At 58.5% G+C, this 18,258-nt stretch carries 12 protein-coding genes and 2 pseudogenes; 6 read left to right on the top strand and 8 right to left on the bottom strand.

What is annotated here, in order from left to right:
- The first annotated feature begins 149 nt into the window (after positions 1-149).
- Positions 150-434 carry a DUF2623 family protein gene (locus EHO01S_RS05915; protein WP_024523091.1) on the top strand — a complete coding sequence of 95 codons (285 nt, stop codon included), beginning with the start codon at positions 150-152 and terminating at the stop codon, positions 432-434.
- Positions 435-534: 100 nt separating this feature from the next.
- Positions 535-963: a TOBE domain-containing protein gene (locus EHO01S_RS05910; RefSeq protein ID WP_024523090.1), complete on the top strand. Its 429-nt coding sequence runs from the start codon at positions 535-537 to the stop codon at positions 961-963.
- Positions 964-1,031: 68 nt separating this feature from the next.
- Here EHO01S_RS05910 and EHO01S_RS05905 read toward each other — a convergent pair whose 3' ends face one another.
- The 5 genes from EHO01S_RS05905 to EHO01S_RS17450 form a co-directional block, all read right to left on the bottom strand.
- On the bottom strand, positions 1,032-2,399 hold the full coding sequence (locus EHO01S_RS05905) for an APC family permease (RefSeq protein WP_024523089.1): 1,368 nt from the start codon (positions 2,397-2,399) through the stop codon (positions 1,032-1,034).
- Positions 2,400-3,007: 608 nt separating this feature from the next.
- Entirely contained in the window at positions 3,008-4,360 is a 1,353-nt protein-coding gene (gene yegD / locus EHO01S_RS05900) for a molecular chaperone (RefSeq protein WP_024523088.1), read from the bottom strand.
- Positions 4,361-4,393: 33 nt separating this feature from the next.
- Complete coding sequence (locus EHO01S_RS05895; RefSeq protein ID WP_024523087.1) at positions 4,394-7,402, bottom strand: diguanylate cyclase domain-containing protein; 3,009 nt, start codon at positions 7,400-7,402, stop codon at positions 4,394-4,396.
- Between the two features lie 165 nt (positions 7,403-7,567).
- Positions 7,568-9,010: a magnesium transporter MgtE N-terminal domain-containing protein gene (locus tag EHO01S_RS05890; protein ID WP_024523086.1), complete on the bottom strand. Its 1,443-nt coding sequence runs from the start codon at positions 9,008-9,010 to the stop codon at positions 7,568-7,570.
- A gap of 128 nt (positions 9,011-9,138) precedes the next feature.
- Positions 9,139-9,324, bottom strand: a complete 186-nt coding sequence (locus EHO01S_RS17450; RefSeq protein WP_051355199.1) for a YfgG family protein — start codon at positions 9,322-9,324, stop codon at positions 9,139-9,141.
- A gap of 308 nt (positions 9,325-9,632) precedes the next feature.
- Between EHO01S_RS17450 and EHO01S_RS05880 the strand changes: the two genes are divergently transcribed.
- From EHO01S_RS05880 to tnpA, 4 genes and pseudogenes are all read left to right on the top strand, one after another.
- Positions 9,633-11,864, top strand: a complete 2,232-nt coding sequence (locus tag EHO01S_RS05880; protein WP_024523085.1) for an EAL domain-containing protein — start codon at positions 9,633-9,635, stop codon at positions 11,862-11,864.
- A 674-nt stretch (positions 11,865-12,538) separates the two neighbouring features.
- Positions 12,539-13,858, top strand: a complete 1,320-nt coding sequence (brnQ, locus tag EHO01S_RS05875; RefSeq protein WP_024523084.1) for a branched-chain amino acid transport system II carrier protein — start codon at positions 12,539-12,541, stop codon at positions 13,856-13,858.
- A 141-nt stretch (positions 13,859-13,999) separates the two neighbouring features.
- On the top strand, positions 14,000-15,391 hold the full coding sequence (proY, locus tag EHO01S_RS05870; RefSeq protein WP_024523083.1) for a proline-specific permease ProY: 1,392 nt from the start codon (positions 14,000-14,002) through the stop codon (positions 15,389-15,391).
- A 251-nt stretch (positions 15,392-15,642) separates the two neighbouring features.
- A pseudogene (gene tnpA, locus EHO01S_RS17445) lies at positions 15,643-16,074 on the top strand (IS200/IS605 family transposase).
- Here tnpA and EHO01S_RS18830 read toward each other — a convergent pair.
- The 3 genes and pseudogenes from EHO01S_RS18830 to EHO01S_RS05855 all read right to left on the bottom strand — a co-directional run.
- Positions 16,006-16,294: pseudogene (locus EHO01S_RS18830) on the bottom strand (IS3-like element ISKpn37 family transposase); the annotation flags it as partial. The pseudogenes tnpA and EHO01S_RS18830 sit on opposite strands and share 69 nt — an antisense overlap.
- A 50-nt stretch (positions 16,295-16,344) precedes the next feature.
- Positions 16,345-16,611, bottom strand: a complete 267-nt coding sequence (locus EHO01S_RS05860) for a hypothetical protein (protein WP_024523081.1) — start codon at positions 16,609-16,611, stop codon at positions 16,345-16,347.
- 131 nt (positions 16,612-16,742) lie between these two features.
- A complete protein-coding gene (locus tag EHO01S_RS05855; protein ID WP_024523080.1) occupies positions 16,743-18,020 on the bottom strand; it encodes a mechanosensitive ion channel family protein in 1,278 nt (425 codons plus the stop codon).
- Between the last annotated feature and the right edge of the window lie 238 nt (positions 18,021-18,258).

Genomic DNA, 18,258 nt, shown 5'->3' with positions numbered 1-18,258 from the left:
ATACCGATTTCTGAGCGTAGCGTGGAGTGTCGAAGGTACGATTCTTGATCTTTCGGCATCACTCTGGCGCTTTGCGTGGATAGCGTTGGGCGCATCATTCGTTATATAATTTTTTTTATAGCGATGGTTCGGGTTGAGGGAGGCGTGTGATGACGAACCACTTTGGCGAGGGGCTCATGGATGGCGTGAAATGTTACGAACCATGCCCTGCCGGCGATATGCAACGGTATTGCCTGGATTACCGGCGGGGTTACGTCTGCGGTTTCGCGTATAGCCTTGGAAAACGCATCGATGATCGTTACCTGGCCGCGTGCCGGGCGGGCGAGTTGGCGCGGCAATATGGCCTTGCGCGCGAGGCCATCGCGGAGTTTTTCCTCAGTAGTGAAGATAGCCAACTACAGTACTACTACTACCATGGTTATGAGCGAATCTGATCCAGATCGTACTCTGCGCAGATGCGATACCACGCTCTATTCGTCTCTGTTAGGCTAACCGAATCAGTATGGTATGCGATGAAAGGAGCAGGAGAGAAAGATGAACGTATCGGCTCGCAATCAGTGGCAGGGAACTATTTCAGCCTTGGCGGAAGGTGCGGTGAACGATGAAGTGGTGTTGACGTTGGCAGGGGGCGAAAAGCTGGTGGCGGTAGTGACCCGTGCCAGCCGCGAGGCGATGGGGTTGGCGCCGGGGAAAGAGGCGATCGCCTTGATTAAGGCTCCTTGGGTGATGCTGGCATCGGAAAACTGCGGTCTAATGTTTTCGGCTCGTAACCAGTTTGCCTGCACGGTGACGGCGTTGCATCGCGGTGCGGTGAATAGCACCGTCGAACTGTGCTGTGATAGCGGTCTGCGTCTGGTGTCGATCATCACCAATGAGAGCACCGACAGCATGGCCTTGCGGGCTGGTAGCCGGGTGATCGCGCTGGTGAAAGCCTCCAGCGTACTGCTGGCGGTGCGTCAGTAAGCCGAATTAAGCCGGTAAAAAAAGCGCCCGAGGGCGCTTTTTTCGTATCGTACAGTGTAGCGTAGCGCTTACTGGATGGCCTCTGCATCCTGATACTGCGGCGGCGGCTGGCGGAAACGGCGCGTCAGCACCGCCAGGTAGCCTAGGCCGATAGCGGCCCATACCAGACCCAGCGTCATCGAGCTGGCTTCCAGGTTCATCCACAATACACCGACGGTTGCCGCGCCGATCAGCGGCAGGATCAGGTAGGCGATGGTGTCTTTCAGCGTCCGGTTACGGCGTTCGCGAATATAGAACTGCGAGATCACCGACAGGTTGACGAAGGTAAAGGCTACCAGCGCACCAAAGTTGATCAGCGCCGTTGCCGTCACCAGGTCGAAAGAGACTGCCGATAGCGCGATAGCACCGACTAACAGCACGTTAAAAGCCGGGGTTCGCCACTTCGGATGGATATAACCGAAGAAACGCTCCGGGAACACGCCGTCGCGCCCCATCACATACATCAGGCGGGATACCCCGGCGTGCGCCGCCATGCCCGATGCCAGTACCGTCACGCAGGAGAAGACCAGGATGATGGACTGGAAGAACTTACCGGCTACATACAGCATGATCTCCGGCTGCGAGGCATCCGGGTCCTTAAAGCGGGAGATATCCGGGAAGTACAGTTGCAGGAAGTAGGACACCACGATGAAGATGATGCCGCCGATCAGCGCCGTCAGGAAGATGGCTTTCGGGATCACGCGCCCGGCATCCGGCGTCTCTTCCGACAGCGAGCTGATGCCGTCAAAACCGAGGAACGAGAAGCAGAGGATAGTCGCTCCGGTGATCATGGGGATCAGGTGTGCGTCCTCCGAGATAAACGGACGGCTGCTGAACAGAGTACCGGCCCCTTCGCCTTGGGTGATGCCATGTACTACCAGACCGAGGAAGATCACCATAATGGCGACCTGGACGATCACGATACCGGTGTTCAGGTTGGCTACCAGGTTGATGCCACGCAGGTTGAACAGGGTCATCATGGTGACCAGGGCCATGACGAAGATCCACGACGGTACGCCGGGGAAGATCGCCTCCAGGTAAATCTTGGCCAGCAGGATGTTGATCATCGGCATAAACAGATAATCAAGCAGTGAAGACCAGCCCACCATGAAGCCGACGTGCGGGCTGATCGCCTTCTGCGCGTAGGTATAGGCGGAGCCGGCGGACGGGAAGCGTTTAACCAGCTTTCCGTAACTGATCGCCGTAAACAGAATGGCAATCAGCGCAATAGCGTAAGAGGTGGCGACATGACCATTGGTCAGTCCACTCACGATGCCGAAAGTATCGAAGATAGTCATCGGTTGCAGATACGCCAAGCCCATCATGACCACCTGAACCAGGGTCAAGGTCTTGCGTAGCTGAACGCGGTTTTGTGCTGCGGCGGTATTAGCGGCCATGACGCAGTCCTCCCATGCTCTCGACGTTTTGATTTGATGTAGCGCAAAGCGGAGAGGTCACAGGAAAACTTCGTGTGAAACGGTATGCAGGATATTCAAAGAGGGGATGGGATAAAGAAGCGCGAGCGGAGAACGGCGCGCCTGCCCCATAGTCGCTGCTGCTGCAGCGCATACCGGTAAAGCCCGGTGCGAAAGCGAATGATTGCCCCATCTAGGTTTCCTCAGTCAACATGCGGTGGACCGCATAAATAGCCAGTTATCATGTCCGGTCGAAGGCCGGCCTCAGTCATCTACTTGATTTTCTGCACTACAAAAAAATAACCGACGTCCATTGGTCTTTACTTACTGACACAACGTAAAACATCGGCTATTCGCAGGGCGCGTATTTTGCCCCACTCAAATCGTGATGACAAGCCAAGAATTGCATTTATTAAATTTATTTTTGTTTAGCGAGGCTGCCATGTAATTAATTGTTTTTATTGTGTTTTTATTATATTTTTTCCGCGATAGGGCGGCGACGGGGTATTTGCCAGGGTAATTTGAAACAAATTGACATAAAACAGTGTTCGCCCGGCCTTTTTTCGCCGCCCGCTGGGCAGCGAGGCGTATCAGGCATAGCGACGCTGGGCGGCACGGGCCAGTCCCGCAGTGACTGAACCGAAGTCATCGCCACCGACCAGCGGAATCCCGGGTAACTGCTGTGATAAGGCTTGGCGAATCAAGGGGGAGCGAGCGCTGCCGCCGGTCAGGTAGATGACGTCCGGGGTGATGGCGCTGACCGCCAATGCCGCCGCGACTTGCTCCTGGATGCGCGCTAATGGCTGGCTGATGGCCGCCGCCAGATCCGCTTGATGCAGCGTGGTGTCCAGTCCGTCTTCGAGGAACGTCAGCGCGGCCCGGCAATGCGCCTGCTGAGAGAGGGCGATCTTGCTCTCTTCGGCGCAGCGTACCAAGCGGTAGCTGAGCCGTTGTTGGTAGACCCGTAACAGACGCTCCACCTGCTGCGGATGACTGGCATCGCGCACCAGTTCGCGTAGCAGACGGCCTGTGGCGGCGCTGTAGAACTCACTCTGCGCCGGCACATCGTTGATGGCGACGGCGTTCCAGTAAGGGAGCGACGGTAGGGCGATCCCCTTGAGATTGCTGCCGCCAGCACCCAGCAGTGGCATCAGTTGGCGGAAGGCTAGCATGATATCCAGATCGTTACCGCCAATGCGGCAGCCGCTGTGGCCGAGCAGACTCTGGCTACGATCTGCCTGGTTGCGCCAATGTGGGCTCATCAGCAAGACGGAACAATCCGTGGTGCCACCGCCGATGTCGACCACCAGTACGCATTGTTCTTGTGTCAGTGTGGCCTCGTAATCTAGCCCGGCGGCGACCGGTTCGAATTCGAAGCTCACCTCGCGTAATCCGGCGCGTCGCGCCGCGCGCTCGAGGATCCCCAACGCCTGGGTGTTGGCCTCGTCGCCGCCGCTGCCTTGGAAGTTAACAGGTCGGCCGATCACCGCCTGGTCGATAGGCTGTTGCAACGCCGTCTCGGCCTGGCGGCGGATGTGAACCATCATGGCGCAGACCAGATCTTCAAACAGGGCGATTTGCTGGCGCTTCAGGCCAGCGGCGCCGAGGAAGGACTTAGGAGACTTGACGAAGTACACCTCCTGCGGATCGCAGTTGTAACTGTGCAGGGCCTGGAGACCAAATTGCAGGCTCTGGCCGTCGACGCGAATATCCTCTTCGCGGTTGGCGGCGATGGCGCGCCGGAGCAGTTGTTGGTTCGCGTCACTGGCAGTCGGGATCTGCCAATGGAGATGTAAGCATTCGCTTACCGCATCGCGCGACGGCGCGCAGAGCATCGAGGGGAGGTAGGGGGAGTCGTGTTCCAGCGGCAGCATGCGTACCTGTTCATCCGCCATCATCGCTACTGAGCAGTTGGCGGTCCCATAGTCAAAACCAATATACATCGTCGTCTCCCATGCCGGTGAAGGGCGGCGACTTTACTGCATTGTGACGTCATCGGCAACGGTTGCCCGCGGATCGGTCGCCGGGACGCTGGCGGGAGAGGCCAGTTGCGTCAACTGTTGTTGCAGCGTAAGGGGGGGGTGGAGGCAACTGCCGAAGAGTAAATCGATCCCGAGCATGTTTAAGGTCGCCAGCGTTGCCGGGAGTTCTGCGGGGCCGGCGATAGTCTGAATACCGTAACTGTGCGCCTGGGTATGTAACAGTGAGAGCATCATCTCATCCATGCGATTCGCGTGGACTTGGCTGACTAATCCACTGTTGGCGATCACGTAATCGACCTGACAATGCTCCAGGCGTGCGATACTTTCGAGATGGCGCTCGAAGCCCTCGGCGATCAGCCGGCAGCCGTAGCGGCGTAACGCGTTAAGGGCCGGTGCGGTATGCGCCTGTTGTTCGATCAGGGCACTCTCTTCCAGTCGCAACCAGAGGCGATCGGCAGGCAAAGGCGAACGCGCCAAGGTGTCGCAGAGCCAGCCGACAAACGCTGGTTGGCAGAGGCTGGTGGTCGAAAGGCTGACGGCCAGCGCTTGGGGTTGGCGGCTCAGGCATTCGGCGTGCTGCTCCAGGATCTGACTCAACAGCCAGTGCTCGACCTCTTGTTGACGTTGGTGACGCAGGCAGGCGGTGTTAAAGGCCTGGGGCGAATAAGGGGTACCATCGGTATGGTAGGCCTCCAGATCGAGCAGATAGAAAGGGATCTGCTGCGGGTTGGCACGTGAACAGACGGCGCGTAGCAATAGGGTAAAGCGGGCATTGGCCAGCAGGGTGCTGAGCTGATCAGCCGTCGGCTCATGCCGCGCGGAGGCGGGATAGACACGGTGTTGTGGTGCGTGGCAACAGGCACGCCCGCGTCCACGGTGCTTGGCTAGGTAACAGGCGGCATCGGCCTGGTTGATCGCTTCGTCGGCCAAGGCATTGTCATGGTGCAACTGGGTTAGCCCGGCGCTGGCGCCGATCGTATATTGCTTGCCCTGCCAATGGAACGGATAGGTGGCTATGTCGTGAATTAACTGATCGGCCATGAGCTTACCTTGTTCCAGTTCGCAATTGCAGAGGATCAGCGCGAACTCGTCCCCCCCGAGACGGGCGAGCGTATCCTGAGGACGTAATAGCGAGCGCATCAGTTGTGCCAGATCCTGTAGCAGCCGATCCCCTGCCGCATGGCCGGCGTTGTCGTTGATGGACTTAAAATAGTCGAGATCGAGAAAGACCAATACATGACGCTGATGGTGCTCGATGGCGCCGCGCAGCGCCTGGCGCAGCGCCTGTTCGAAGCTGGCGCGGTTAGGCAGCCCGGTCAACGCATCGTGCAGCGCGCTGTAGGAGAGCTGGCGCAGCAGGGCACGTGTCTCGCTGACGTCTTGGAAGACCACCACATATCCCATCAGGATGCCATCGCCGTGGCGCAATTCGGCCACCCGACTCTGGACCTCATAACGGCGCCCCTCGCGGCTTTGCAGGTTGAGGGGGTCGCTCTCATCGTCGCCATCGTCTTGCGCGCTGGCGCGCAACACCGGACGCGCTTTGCCGCTATTGCTCTCCTGCAATTGGATCACCCTATCGAGCGGCTGGCCGATGGCCTCGCCTTGGGGCCAACCGGTCATCTTCTCCGCGCTGGGATTCATAAAGCGGATGATCTGCTGAGGGTCGCTGCTGATCACCGCCTCGCCAATGGCGCTCAGCGTCGTGTGCAAGCGCTCACGCTCTTGATGCAGGGTATCCAGCAAGCGCTGCTTCTGACGCTGGTTGTTTTTGATGTCGTTGATCTCTTTTAACTGCATCACGAAGTACAGTGGTTCCGCCTGCGGATCGCGCACCAAAGAAACCGTCAACAGGGTCCAGATGGCCTGACCGTTGCGGTGCAGGTAGCGTTTTTCCAGGGTGTAGCTATCGAGGTAGCCCGCCAGCAACGCAGCCTGTTGGCGCTTGTCGCTTTGCCGATCATCGGGATGCACCCGTTGCTGATAGGGCATACTCATCAGGGTTGGAGCCTCATAGCCTAGCATTTGACAGAATGCCGGATTGCACTGGATCCACTGCCCCTGTAAGTCGATCAGGGCGGTACCGATGGCCGAATACTCCATAACGTTACGTAGCCGGGTTTCATTCTCTTGTAGTCGCTGACGCTCACGACGATAGGCGTGTGTCTGAATGGCGATAGCGTGGGCCGGGAGCAGCACCAACAGGATCGGCATATACAGCAACAGCGGGTTTGGGGTAGCGCCTGCGAGTGGCAGGTGGTTCATCTGTGCGCACAGCAACAATGCGGAGCAGGCGAAGATCAAGAACGCCGGCCATAGCGGCAACACGATGGCCGCCCAGAGCAGTGGGATCAGGACGATGGTGAAAGGATAAGGTAAGCGCGGCAAGGCGAAGTAATCGCTTACCAATGTGACCAGCAGGATCGGCAGGGTAAGCCAGGGGATGCGTCCTCGCGTCGGCCACGCAGGGCCAGCCAGTAGTCCTAGTGGAGTCAGTGCTAACATACCGAGTGCGTCAGAGAGAAAGTCGGCGATCATCTGGCTGACGAACGCACTCGACGGCACCGGATTGCTGAGGGCGCTCAACACGGCGCATAGCAGCGGTATCGTTACCACGACGGTGAGGATGAAACGCAGCCAGTGCGCCAGCGTGTCGAAGGGGCGTTGTGCCGGTAGCAGGCGACAGAGCGCCACGGCACCGAGCCAGGCTTGGCCTTGATCGATCAGGGCGTGCCGCAAACCATAATGTACGTGGGTCAAGGGGAGCGGAAGCAGGCTGCTCACCAGCGCGATCGCCAGCAGCGTCGGCCAGTAGCGCCGGGGGGAATGAAACAGGATCGCGCTGGTGAAGGCGGTCGGTAGCCAGAGCGTAGGCGATACGGCATCGGGACGGGCCAAGAGCAGGCTGAGCAGGGCCAGCAGGGCATTGCTCAGGGCGAACAGCGACAGACGCCATAGGGAAAGGCGAGCGTCATTGGCGCTACGATTCGGGTTGCTTTCCATTTACTCGCCCCTGGCGATGATGTCCATAACGCGCCCTAACATCGTGGCGCGCAAAAGCAAATAAGAAGGCTGCATCGGCAGCGAAACGTTTTTTTCCAGTATAGTTCTGGCTTGGCACAAAGAAAAAGTAACCTAGACTTTGGTCGATAATCTGTGCAATAGCCGTTAAATCAAAAACAGGGCGCTTAATAGAAATAGTAGGGCGCACACCAGGCTCGCGGCCAGGGCCCCCAGCAGCGTGCTGTTCAACGTTCCCTCACGCGACCGTAAGCGCGCCACCAGGCGTGGCAGTTCGACGCCGAGCAACGCGCAGAGCATCAGGCTCAGTACCGTGAGCAAGACCACCAGGCTAGCGAGCTGCGCATCTCGGTAATAGATCCCGCCGACGAGCCCCAACAGGCTGCCGATGATCAAGCCGCCGAGTAGCGCCACTCCCAGTTCACGCACCAATACCAAAGCGGCGCTAGTCGTCGGGAGATGATGGCGTCGCAATGCGCGTTGCGTGACGGCCGCGCTCTGGCGCGCCGTGTTGCTGCCGAGCAGCATCAACAGGGGCATGAGCAAGGCCAGCATCGGCCAACGCGCCAGTAGTGAGCTGAAATGCGCCGCCAGCAACGCGGCGGGCAGGGTGGCGATGACGATGCCCAGTAGGGGGAGCGCCCGGTCGCGCAGACTACGCGTGATGGGGGCGAACAGATCTTCATCCCGGCGTAATCCGGCCTGCTGGAAATGCGTGCGCTCTTGCTGGCGTTGCTGATAACGGCTTGCTTGTATCAGGCTGAAGTGCCCGAGCAAATAGCCCTGTTCATCGACCACCGGTGCGCAGGGCTGGTGCTCATGCAGTAGCCGTTGGTAAGCGTCGAGAGCCTCCTCGCTGGGGTGTAGACTCAGGCGCGTTGGTTGCATGAGGTCGGCGACCCGACCATCGGGGGCGGCGGCCAGCAGTTCGCCCAGCGGCAATTCGCCGCACAGGCGGCCCCGTTCGTCGGTAACCCACAGCCGCTCGCAGCCGGTTGGCAACGCCGGTTGCTGGCGCAACCATTGCAGCAAGAGCAGTAAAGGCATATCCCGTCGCACGCTTCCGGCGACGCTATCCAGAGTCATTAGCGCGCCGACGCTGTGCGGCGCGTAACTAAGCAGGGTCCGCGCCTGGTTGCGCTGCTCTCCCTCCATCAGGGTAAGGAGACGCCCGCCGAGCGCGCGCGGTAACTGTCGTCCCAGCATGACGCGGCGCTCCAGTGGTAAGGTCTGTAGCATCTGGAGTAAGTGCTTATCGCTTAGGGTCGCGGTGAGCTCTGGCCACAGGCAAGGATCGCAGTCGGCCAGCACCGCCGCGCGTTGCGCCGGGTTGAGCAGTGACCACAGTGCCAGGCGTCGATCGCAGGGCAAGGCGGCCAATACATCGCTGAGATCGGCGGACGATAGCTGGCGGACGCTCTGCTTCAGCTCGGCGCTCTCATCCAACAGCTGCGGATCGGCGAGTAATTGGGGATCCTCAAGACGGCCAAGCAGCCCGTCGCTGATGGCCTGTTCGTTCAGCAAGATGTGCAGGATGCGTGCGCGCATCTGGGCGCGTGACGCGGCACTGGGGGTAACGGTGACGGACATCGGGACTCAATCCTTGTGCTGATTCGGCGCTAAGCAAATGGTAAACGGCAAAGGGCAGACGGCGATCAGCCATTATCGGGTGCTTGGCCGCGCTACGCAATGGGGTGCTAAGCCGAGAAAGGGGGGGGTCAGTTGCGCGGGCCGCTATCACTGTGCGAGAGGGGGTGAGTCTGTTCGGTGGGGAGCGATTGACGCTGCTGGTCTTGGTGGTGGTTGATTGCGCCGATAGAGGCATACAGTAGGCGGCCAAACAAAATGATAAAGCTGATCAGCAACACGATCCGTGTCATGTGTATGTTGGTTCGTCGTTTCATTTTGTGGGTCATCATTATTGGAACGTAGGGTCTCATCTTAGGATTATAGAGAGATTTAGGCATAGGAATGGGCGGGCGTCAATGGGGGAAAGGCCGGGTTGCGACGCGGCAAACGGGGGCGTGCCGCGGAGCGCCGTGAAGGCCAGCGCCTTTCACTACCGTCACCGCCCTCGCCGCCGCGTGTTTCCATACCGCGTTTCGTGCTAAAATCACACATACTTCAGTTAGTATAACCACGGCGTCGCCTCGGAGGCGCTATTTTCTCCTGCTGCGTGCAGCCATTAAGGTGTAGTGATTCATTTGGCCCCATGAAAGTAGATCAGCATCGCTCACTCTTTGCCTTGTCGTGTTCACGCTGGGGCGTGCCGCTTCTGTTGACCTTATTGGTGATCCCGCTCAGCATTCTTTACTCGCCGCGGGTGATCTTGCCGCATGGTCAGGCGTATCTGATCGCGTTGCTACCTGCCGCGGCGCTCTCCCTGCTATTCCTCTATGGGACGCGCCTGTTGACGGCGATCGTGGTGGCGATTTCAGGTACGCTCTATCTGGCCTACGGCATGACGCCGCTGTTGGCGGTCGGGGGGCCCTTTTGCCTGACGTTGCTGCTCTGTTGCTGGGGCTATACCTTGCAGAGCGGCGAGCGTTGGCGCGCCGGCCTGGCGCGGCCGAAACTGTTACTCCCCCGACTCTTCTGGCTGGCGGGCATGTTTCCTTTGCTGTTTATCCTGCTGACGCAGATCATCGTTACCATGGGGATGTTTTCTGGTCATCCCTTCTTTACCGCTCGCCTGCCCTTCTCGTTGAGTACGTTGACCAACTATCAGGCGATGGTCTTAGGCGTCCTTGCCGCGACCCCGCTCTATTATCACCTGTTGCGTCTGTTCCGGCGGCCGCACTATTGGCGGGTGATGCGTCAACGTTGCCGCCATGAGCAAGCCGCCGACGTTGCCCCGTGGGAACGTCCCCTCTGGGGCGGGGTCGTCGTGGCGATGATCGCCTTGTTGTGTATCCGAGCCCAGGCCCAGGGCAATATCCTGTTTACCGATTACACCCTGATCCTTTTGCTGCCGGTGATGATTTTCGGCGCCATGCGTTATGGCTATCTGCTGAGTACCCTGGTCTGGTCGTCGGCGGTGTTGGTGCTGTTGTTTAACTACGAGGGGTATGTTGAGCAGGACGATCTGAGCCGCAACATCTGTTTCATCACGGCGCTGATGATTGTCTTCAGCCTGACGGTGATCTTGATGGCGGCGATCAACAGTCGCCAGCGGCGTCTTTACCAACAGATGCGTCGGGCGGCGATGATCGATCCGGTGGTACGTCTGCCCAATATGCGTTGCCTCGCGCGGGATCTGCGCCGCCATGGCGGCGCAGTGCTCTGCTTCGTCCGTATCGCAAACCTGGATACCTTGTGCCGCACTTATGGCATGCAGGTTCGTCTGGCCTATAAGCAGCGGTTGGCTTCGGCCTTGCGCGCCGAGTTGAGCGCCGAGGAGTTGGTCTATCATCTGCCGGGCTATGATCTGTTGATTCGCCTGGCACCAGCAAGCGCGTCAGCGAGCCTACGCCGTATCGAACAGACGGTGCAACGTTTCCGTTTGCAGTGGAATGGACTGGCGCTGCAACGCCAGCATGGCGTGTGTTATTGCCGTGTGCCGGGGGCGTTTGACGGATTATCCCGTCTGATCGGGGAGCTGAGTGCGATGGCGGAGCAGTCATTGGATAGCGGACGCGTGGAGTGTCTGGCGCTCAGTCAGCGTCGTCTACAACGGGGCATTGCGCGCAAGAGCGGCATGTTGCACCAGTTACAGCAGGCGCTGGAGCAACAACGCTTGGCGTTACTGGCCCGACCGATCGTCGGTTTCCGCGGGGAGCGTTATCAGGAGATCGTGTTGGCATTGACGGATGAGCAAGGGAAAAACATCCCCGCAGAGCGTTTCTTGCCCATCGCCGAGGAGTTTGGCCTGCGCAGCACGCTCGATCGTTGGATCATCACGCAGACGTTGGCATTTATTGCCCGCCATCGACATTCGTTAGCGGGGATTCGGGTGGCGATTTCCCTCTCTGGCGCTACCCTGAGCCCGCCGACGCTGCCGGGCTGGCTTTCGATGACGCTGAGGCAGACGCACATCGAACCATGGCAGTTGATCCTGATTTTCGATGCCGCCGAGTTGGCGGCGTTGACGCCCGCGCGCGCGACCTTGGAGGCCCTACGCGTGATGGGCTGCCACATCGCCCTCGATGGCATTGATGGCGTACACGCCGGCGAGGGGCGTTCGGGCGAGGCGCAGGCCGATATCCTGTTGATGGCTCCATCGCTGAGTCGCCGTGTGCAGCCCGACTCGCAGGAGCGGCACATTGTGGCGGCGTTGTGCCAGGTGGCACATCGCCGGCGCCAGCGTGTGGTGGCGCGGGCGGTGGAGAGCGAGGAACAGGGCCAGTGCCTGAGGCAACTGGGCGTCGATGCGCTCCAGGGAGGGGACATCGGCCAGGCGGTGTCATTGACGGCGCTGTTGCCCGCCGATGAGGGGACAGCATAATAGCGTTGTGTAGTGAACTGTTGTGCTAATGAGGAGGAGTACGGATTTTACTGCGTGAGACATGGCATAATTTCTCGATGATTGCCTGCCAGCGCGGTGTTATCAAGGGGGATCGTCGACGGCAGGCGGGCGGCGGCGATAATAGCGGAAAATCCTGGCTATCGTCCCTTTTTTGTCCGCCTGACCGCAGGGTTGACCTGCCCACGGGGCAATTTATCTATGGTTATCCTGAGATAACTCCAAATCATTCTCTAGGCTAATATGTTTCTCTGGACGATGATTCCGTCGCTGCATTTTGTGCTTGTCTTTTGCCGTCGCTAACGTGTTTACTGTCACCGTTGTCGCCATGCTGCGCTTACCGTGGATGACGATCGGAGATGTCGCCGTTGGCAAGGGGCGACAGGGCTGTGCGGTGTTGGCCGAGGGCAGCACGATCGCGCCGCGGCGTGGTGTGTGTGGATGTGAATGCGCCGTAGGGACTCGGGTGAAGTGCTGCCCTGGCGCGATTCTGTGGTAAGCTCCCCCAGACTCCCGAGCGTGGTCTCGTTTGTCATCCGCAAGGATTTTTCCCCCGCGATATCAACCATGCTGCCGAACAGCGCGGCGTGCCGTCGGCCGCCCTCGCGTCGAGCAGCGGATATATCCTAAGAATTAAGGCAACACAACATCCTATTATGACGCATCGTTTAACCTCTAAAGATATCCTGGCGCTAGGATTTATGACCTTCGCGCTGTTTGTCGGCGCGGGCAACATTATTTTCCCGCCGATGGTCGGACTGCAATCCGGCGAACATGTCTGGATTGCGGCTCTGGGCTTCCTGATCACCGCGGTCGGCCTACCGGTGGCGACGGTGGTGGCGCTGGCGAAGGTCGGCGGTGGCATCGATACCCTCAGCTCGCCGCTTGGCCGTCGCGCCGGGCTGTTGCTGGCGACTCTCGCCTATCTGGCGGTGGGGCCGCTGTTTGCCATCCCGCGTACGACGACCGTTTCCTTTGAAGTCGGCATCGCGCCGCTGAGCGGCGAAGGGGCATTGCCGCTGCTGGTATACAGCCTGATCTATTTCGTGTTGGTGATCGGTATCTCGCTCTACCCGGGCAAGTTGTTGGATACCGTCGGTCACGTCCTGGCTCCGCTGAAGATCGTGGCCCTGGCGATGCTGGGGATCTCCGCGCTGGTTTGGCCGGCGGGCGACTTCGCTCCCGCCACCGAGGTGTATCGCCAGATCCCGTTCTCCAGTGGTTTTATCAATGGTTACCTGACGATGGATACCTTAGGGGCGATGGTGTTCGGCATCGTCATCGTCAACGCGGCGCGTTCACGCGGCGTCAGCGATGCACGCTTGTTGACGCGTTACACCATCTGGGCCGGGCTGATCGCCGGCATCGGTTTAACGCTGGTCTACCTGAGCCTGTTTAAGCTGGGCTCAGATAGTGGGATGTTGGTGCCGGGGGCGCAGAATGGCGCGGTGATCCTGCATGCCTACGTGCAGCATACCTTTGGCAATATGGGATCGATTTTCCTGGCGGCGTTGATCTTTATCGCCTGTATGGTAACGGCGGTCGGCCTGACTTGCGCCTGCGCCGAGTTTTTCGCCGAGCATCTGCCGCTTAGCTACCGTAGCCTGGTCTTCATCTTGGGATTGTTCTCGATGGTGGTCTCCAACCTGGGGTTGAGCCTGTTGATCCAGATTTCGATTCCGGTGCTGACCGCCATCTACCCGCCGTGCATCGTGTTGGTGGTGTTGAGCTTTACCCGCCGCTGGTGGTGTAGTGCGCCGCGGGTATTCAAACCGGTGATGGTCGTCAGCCTACTGTTCGGTATTCTGGACGCCGTTAAGTCGTCGGCACTGGCGGTGCAACTCCCGGCCTGGATCGAGCAGTTGCCGCTGGCGCAACAGGGGTTGGCCTGGTTGCCGCCGTCGTTGGCGATGATGGTGCTGGCGGGGTTGTATGACCGTGTGCGCGGCGCGCGTCAGCAGGTGATGCCGTCGTAAGCTCACCGTAACGGGGGCCGTCATGAAATTGTTACAGTTGATGAGGTGAACTCATCCGGCGCTCACCCTATAATCACACAAAAATTTTAGCACGGGCATACGCCCGTGTTTTTTTGACCGGCGAGATGGGTAACTAACAAGATGCAACAACAAGCCAATAAGTTAAAACGGGGGCTGAATGCGCGCCATATCCGTTTTATGGCATTGGGGTCGGCGATTGGCACCGGCCTGTTCTACGGGTCGGCCGATGCCATCAAGATGGCGGGGCCCAGCGTGCTGCTGGCCTACCTGATCGGCGGTATTGCGGCGTTTATCATTATGCGCGCGTTGGGGGAGATGTCGGTCAATAATCCGCAGGCCAGCTCTTTCTCGCGTTATGCGCAAGACTACCTGGGGCCGATGGCCGGCTATATCACGGGCTGGACCTATTGCTTCGAGATCTTGATCGTCGCTATCGCCGATGTGACGGCGTTCGGTATTTACATGGGCGTCTGGTTTCCGGCGGTGCCCCACTGGATCTGGGTGTTAAGCGTGGTGTTGATCATCGGCGCGGTCAACCTGATGAGTGTGCGGGTCTTCGGCGAATTGGAGTTTTGGTTCTCCTTCTTCAAGGTCGCCACCATCGTGGTAATGATCCTGGCGGGGTTCGGCATCATCATTTGGGGGATCGGCAACGGCGGCCAGCCGACCGGGATCGCCAACTTGTGGAGCCATGGCGGTTTCTTCAGCCACGGCGTGATGGGAATGATATTGTCGTTGCAGCTGGTGATGTTCGCCTACGGTGGGATTGAGATCATCGGCATCACCGCCGGTGAGGCAGCCAATCCGAAGACCGCTATTCCCAAGGCGATCAACTCGGTGCCGCTGCGTATCCTGGTGTTCTATGTCGGTACGCTGTTTGTCATCATGTCTATCTATCCCTGGAATCAGGTGGGCACGCAGGGCAGCCCCTTCGTGCTGACCTTTCAGCATCTGGGGATCACTGTGGCGGCAGGGATACTGAACTTCGTGGTGATCACCGCCTCACTGTCGGCGATCAACAGCGATGTGTTCGGCGTTGGGCGTATGCTACACGGCATGGCGCAGCAGGGGCATGCGCCGCAGATGTTTGCCCGGGTGTCGCGCCACGGGATCCCTTGGGTCACGGTGGTGGTGATGGTGCTGGCGTTGCTGGTGGCGGTCTACCTGAACTACATCATGCCGCAGGGCGTCTTCCTGGTGATCGCCTCCTTGGCGACCTTCGCGACGGTGTGGGTGTGGATCATGATCTTGTTGTCGCAGATCGCCTTTCGCCGTGGGCTGACTCCGGCGCAGGTAAAGGCGCTGGATTTTCCATTGCGGGGGGGGATCTACACCTCATTGCTGGGTATTCTGTTCCTGGCCTTCATCATCGCGTTGATCGGCTATTTCCCGGATACGCGCATCTCGCTGTACGCGGGCGCTATCTGGATCTTGGCGTTGCTGGTCGGCTACCGTTTCGTGCGTCGTCCGATGACGCCGGATTTGCAGCAGTCCTTACCCCCCGAGGAGTGATGTCCGGTGGCTGCTAGGCCGCAGCATGGGTAAAAAAACGGAGCCGAACGGCTCCGTTTTTTTGTCTATCGCCCCCTGCTAGGCTGGGGATTCCGGAAAGTTTTCAGCGTGGAGCCAGTCATTAACCCCCTTTTGATTTGTTAAAACGTCTTGCGGTCTGGCAACGGCAAACGTGCAACAAGAAATCAACAGGGGGCCTAAGGGGGAACGAGAAGTGCTTAGCGCCCCTCCGAGGGAACGGTAAATATCACATCATTTTTGCGCCAAACTAGCGAAGGCAGGTGTTCTACGGAGAGAAACGCAGAGCAATAGGCAGCACCGTAAGAAAGCGGTGCGAGTGGGAAAGCGTACGGCTCCTGGCAGCGGAATGTTGCGCCGATCATATCCATATGCTTGTGGAAATCCCGCTCCAAATGCGCGTATCCGGCTTTATGGGGGAGCTGAAAGGGAAAAGCAGTCTGACGGTGTATCCGCAGTTTGGGGATCTGAATTTTACACACAGGAACAGGGCGTTCTGGTGTCGTGGATACTACGTAGATACTGTAGTGGATCACAACATCACAACATCACAACATCACAACATCACAACATCAGGACACAGGAATAGCCTGTTTCTCAATCTGTTGCACATTAACCGTTCGCTTCACCTGCGCATAATAAACGCTACGGTGAATACCGAATAAATGACAACGATCAGCTCGGGCCACTTTGCTTTCTGCCGTGTGATTAACGCGATAGTTTTCCGGGGATTTCGCTCATCATCATGGCAGTTTGCTTTAGTATTTCTTTTTCCATCTCCAGGCGTTTGCTCTGTGCTTTAATCGGCTGAATTTCACGTTGTTCAGCTGTAATCACATAATCCACAGGCTCAATGCCCTGAACCGCCTGCTGATACAGGCGCATCCGAGAAACCTCCGGCTATGCCAGAGGATATTTATTGGTTTGACGGTGTGTTAGTCGGGGCGATCGCGGGCGCGAACCTCAGCATCGCTGGCGATTACCTCGCCGAGACTGTCCTCTTGTTCATCACGTCCGGCCGCGTTGACGCGTTGGCGTAGTGCGTCGCGGACGTCGTGTAGGGTACTGACCACTTCTTCATAGTGTTGGGCGGCGTGCAGGCGATCGGGTGCCATGCGTTCGCCGCCGACGCTGTGCAGGCCGGCCGCCAAGATCAAGGCGGACAGCAGCGGTAGCAGGTGTGCGCGTAGCCGTGTAAACACAACAAACTCTCCCGGTTAAAAACGTGCGAGACCGTTGTATCCCAGTCACGGCGGGGCGGAAACCCCGCATTCATATTGTGAGAGGGATGGCTGAGATTTGTTACTGGCCGATACATCTACGTCGCTAACTGTCAATCGGCGGTAAAGTTGCGCGTCGGCGCCGCGGTGAGATGATGCGCGATGGCGCGCACATCGGTGCCGGTCGGCGTCTGGTGAATGCGTAAACCGAATTGCTCAATCACCGCGAAGGTGTGATCGAAGATATCCGCCTGGATCGCCTCATACTCCGCCCAGACAACCGTGTTGGTAAAGGCATAGATCTCGATGGGCAGCCCATCGGGGGTCGGTGCCAACTGGCGCACCATCAGCGTCATGTCCTTACGGATGCGGGGATGTTGAGTAAGGTAGGCCTGAAGATAGGCGCGTAGGGTGCCCAGGTTGGTCATGCGCCGACCATTGAGCGGTGAACTCAGATCACTGTGTACCTGCTGGTTGTAGCGGGCGATCTCCAACGTCTTGTCGTGCAGATAGGGTTGTAGCAACACGCTGCGTTGCAGCGAAGCCAGATCTGCGTCGCTCAGGAAGCGAATGCTGGTGGTATCGATATTCAGGCTGCGTTTGATACGCCGCCCTCCGGATTCTGACATGCCGCGCCAGTTCTTGAAGGAGTCGGACACTAGCGCATAGGTTGGGATGGTGGTGATGGTGTTATCCCAGTTACGCACCTTTACCGTGGTCAGGCCGATGTCGATCACCGCGCCGTCGGCGCCATACTTGGGCATCTCCAACCAATCACCGAGGCGTAGCATATCGTTGGCGGAGAGCTGAATGCCGGCCACTAAACCGAGGATGGGATCTTTAAAGACCAACATTAGCACGGCAGCCATAGCGCCCAGGCCACTGATCAGCAGGATGGGCGACTGGCCCATCAGCAGCGAGATCATCAAGATGCCGATGATGATGGCCGCCAGCAGCTTGGTTCCTTGGAAGATGCCGCGCAGCGGTAACTGGGTGGCGACCGCCAACTGATGCGACAGATCTAACAGGATGTCGAGCAGGGAGAAGAGCGAGAGCAGGGCATACAGCAGGATCCACAGCTGGGCGGCGATGATCAGCGCATTGCCGGCATCGGTGCCGGGGTGAAGCCAGAAGACGGCCTGGAGGTTGACGATCACCCCTTGAAACAACAGGGCCAGGCGATGAAATAAGTTGTGCTGCGTGAGAACCTTGAGCCACATGTTTTCACTCTGTAGGCCGCGGCGGCGCAGGCGCGAGAGTAATAGGCGATGTAACAGCAGATGGATGACCACCGCCGTCACGACAATCAGGCTCAGCACCAGTACCAGCGAGGTCAGGTGGGTGAATTCAAGGCCGAACTGTTCCAGCCAGCGCATCACTATTTTTTGCATGCAGGCTCCTTTCTTTTCTCATGATGCATCGTGGGGGAATAGAGGGATAGTATCCTTGCGCATAGGCTAACGGCTGTTTTGCATCAGTCAACCAATTTTCTCTTTACTTGACACAGGCTTACAAAAAACTCTCGCATATTATTGTTTCTCCTCCCCCGCGCTCATCCCTAGAAAAAGGCAGAATAGAGGAGGTAGCGCGGGAAAGCGCTGCCATGATCGACATATCTGAGCGAAAAGG

It is taken from the genome of Edwardsiella hoshinae NBRC 105699 = ATCC 33379 (assembly GCF_000474215.1).
Lineage (GTDB): Bacteria > Pseudomonadota > Gammaproteobacteria > Enterobacterales > Enterobacteriaceae > Edwardsiella > Edwardsiella hoshinae.
Note: the sequence above shows the minus strand (reverse complement) of the source record. Positions and strands in the feature narration are given on the sequence as shown.

Excerpts from the sequence above, each read along its gene's own strand:
- EHO01S_RS05880 (WP_024523085.1), top strand. The coding sequence starts at position 9,633 with ATGAAAGTAGATCAGCATCGCTCACTCTTTGCCTTGTCGTGTTCACGC.
- EHO01S_RS05905 (WP_024523089.1), bottom strand. The coding sequence starts at position 2,399 with ATGGCCGCTAATACCGCCGCAGCACAAAACCGCGTTCAGCTACGCAAG.
- brnQ (WP_024523084.1), top strand. The coding sequence starts at position 12,539 with ATGACGCATCGTTTAACCTCTAAAGATATCCTGGCGCTAGGATTTATG.
- EHO01S_RS05910 (WP_024523090.1), top strand. The coding sequence starts at position 535 with ATGAACGTATCGGCTCGCAATCAGTGGCAGGGAACTATTTCAGCCTTG.
- EHO01S_RS05915 (WP_024523091.1), top strand. The coding sequence starts at position 150 with ATGACGAACCACTTTGGCGAGGGGCTCATGGATGGCGTGAAATGTTAC.
- EHO01S_RS17450 (WP_051355199.1), bottom strand. The coding sequence starts at position 9,324 with ATGAAACGACGAACCAACATACACATGACACGGATCGTGTTGCTGATC.
- yegD (WP_024523088.1), bottom strand. The coding sequence starts at position 4,360 with ATGTATATTGGTTTTGACTATGGGACCGCCAACTGCTCAGTAGCGATG.
- EHO01S_RS05855 (WP_024523080.1), bottom strand. The coding sequence starts at position 18,020 with ATGCAAAAAATAGTGATGCGCTGGCTGGAACAGTTCGGCCTTGAATTC.
- EHO01S_RS05895 (WP_024523087.1), bottom strand. The coding sequence starts at position 7,402 with ATGGAAAGCAACCCGAATCGTAGCGCCAATGACGCTCGCCTTTCCCTA.
- EHO01S_RS05890 (WP_024523086.1), bottom strand. The coding sequence starts at position 9,010 with ATGTCCGTCACCGTTACCCCCAGTGCCGCGTCACGCGCCCAGATGCGC.
- proY (WP_024523083.1), top strand. The coding sequence starts at position 14,000 with ATGCAACAACAAGCCAATAAGTTAAAACGGGGGCTGAATGCGCGCCAT.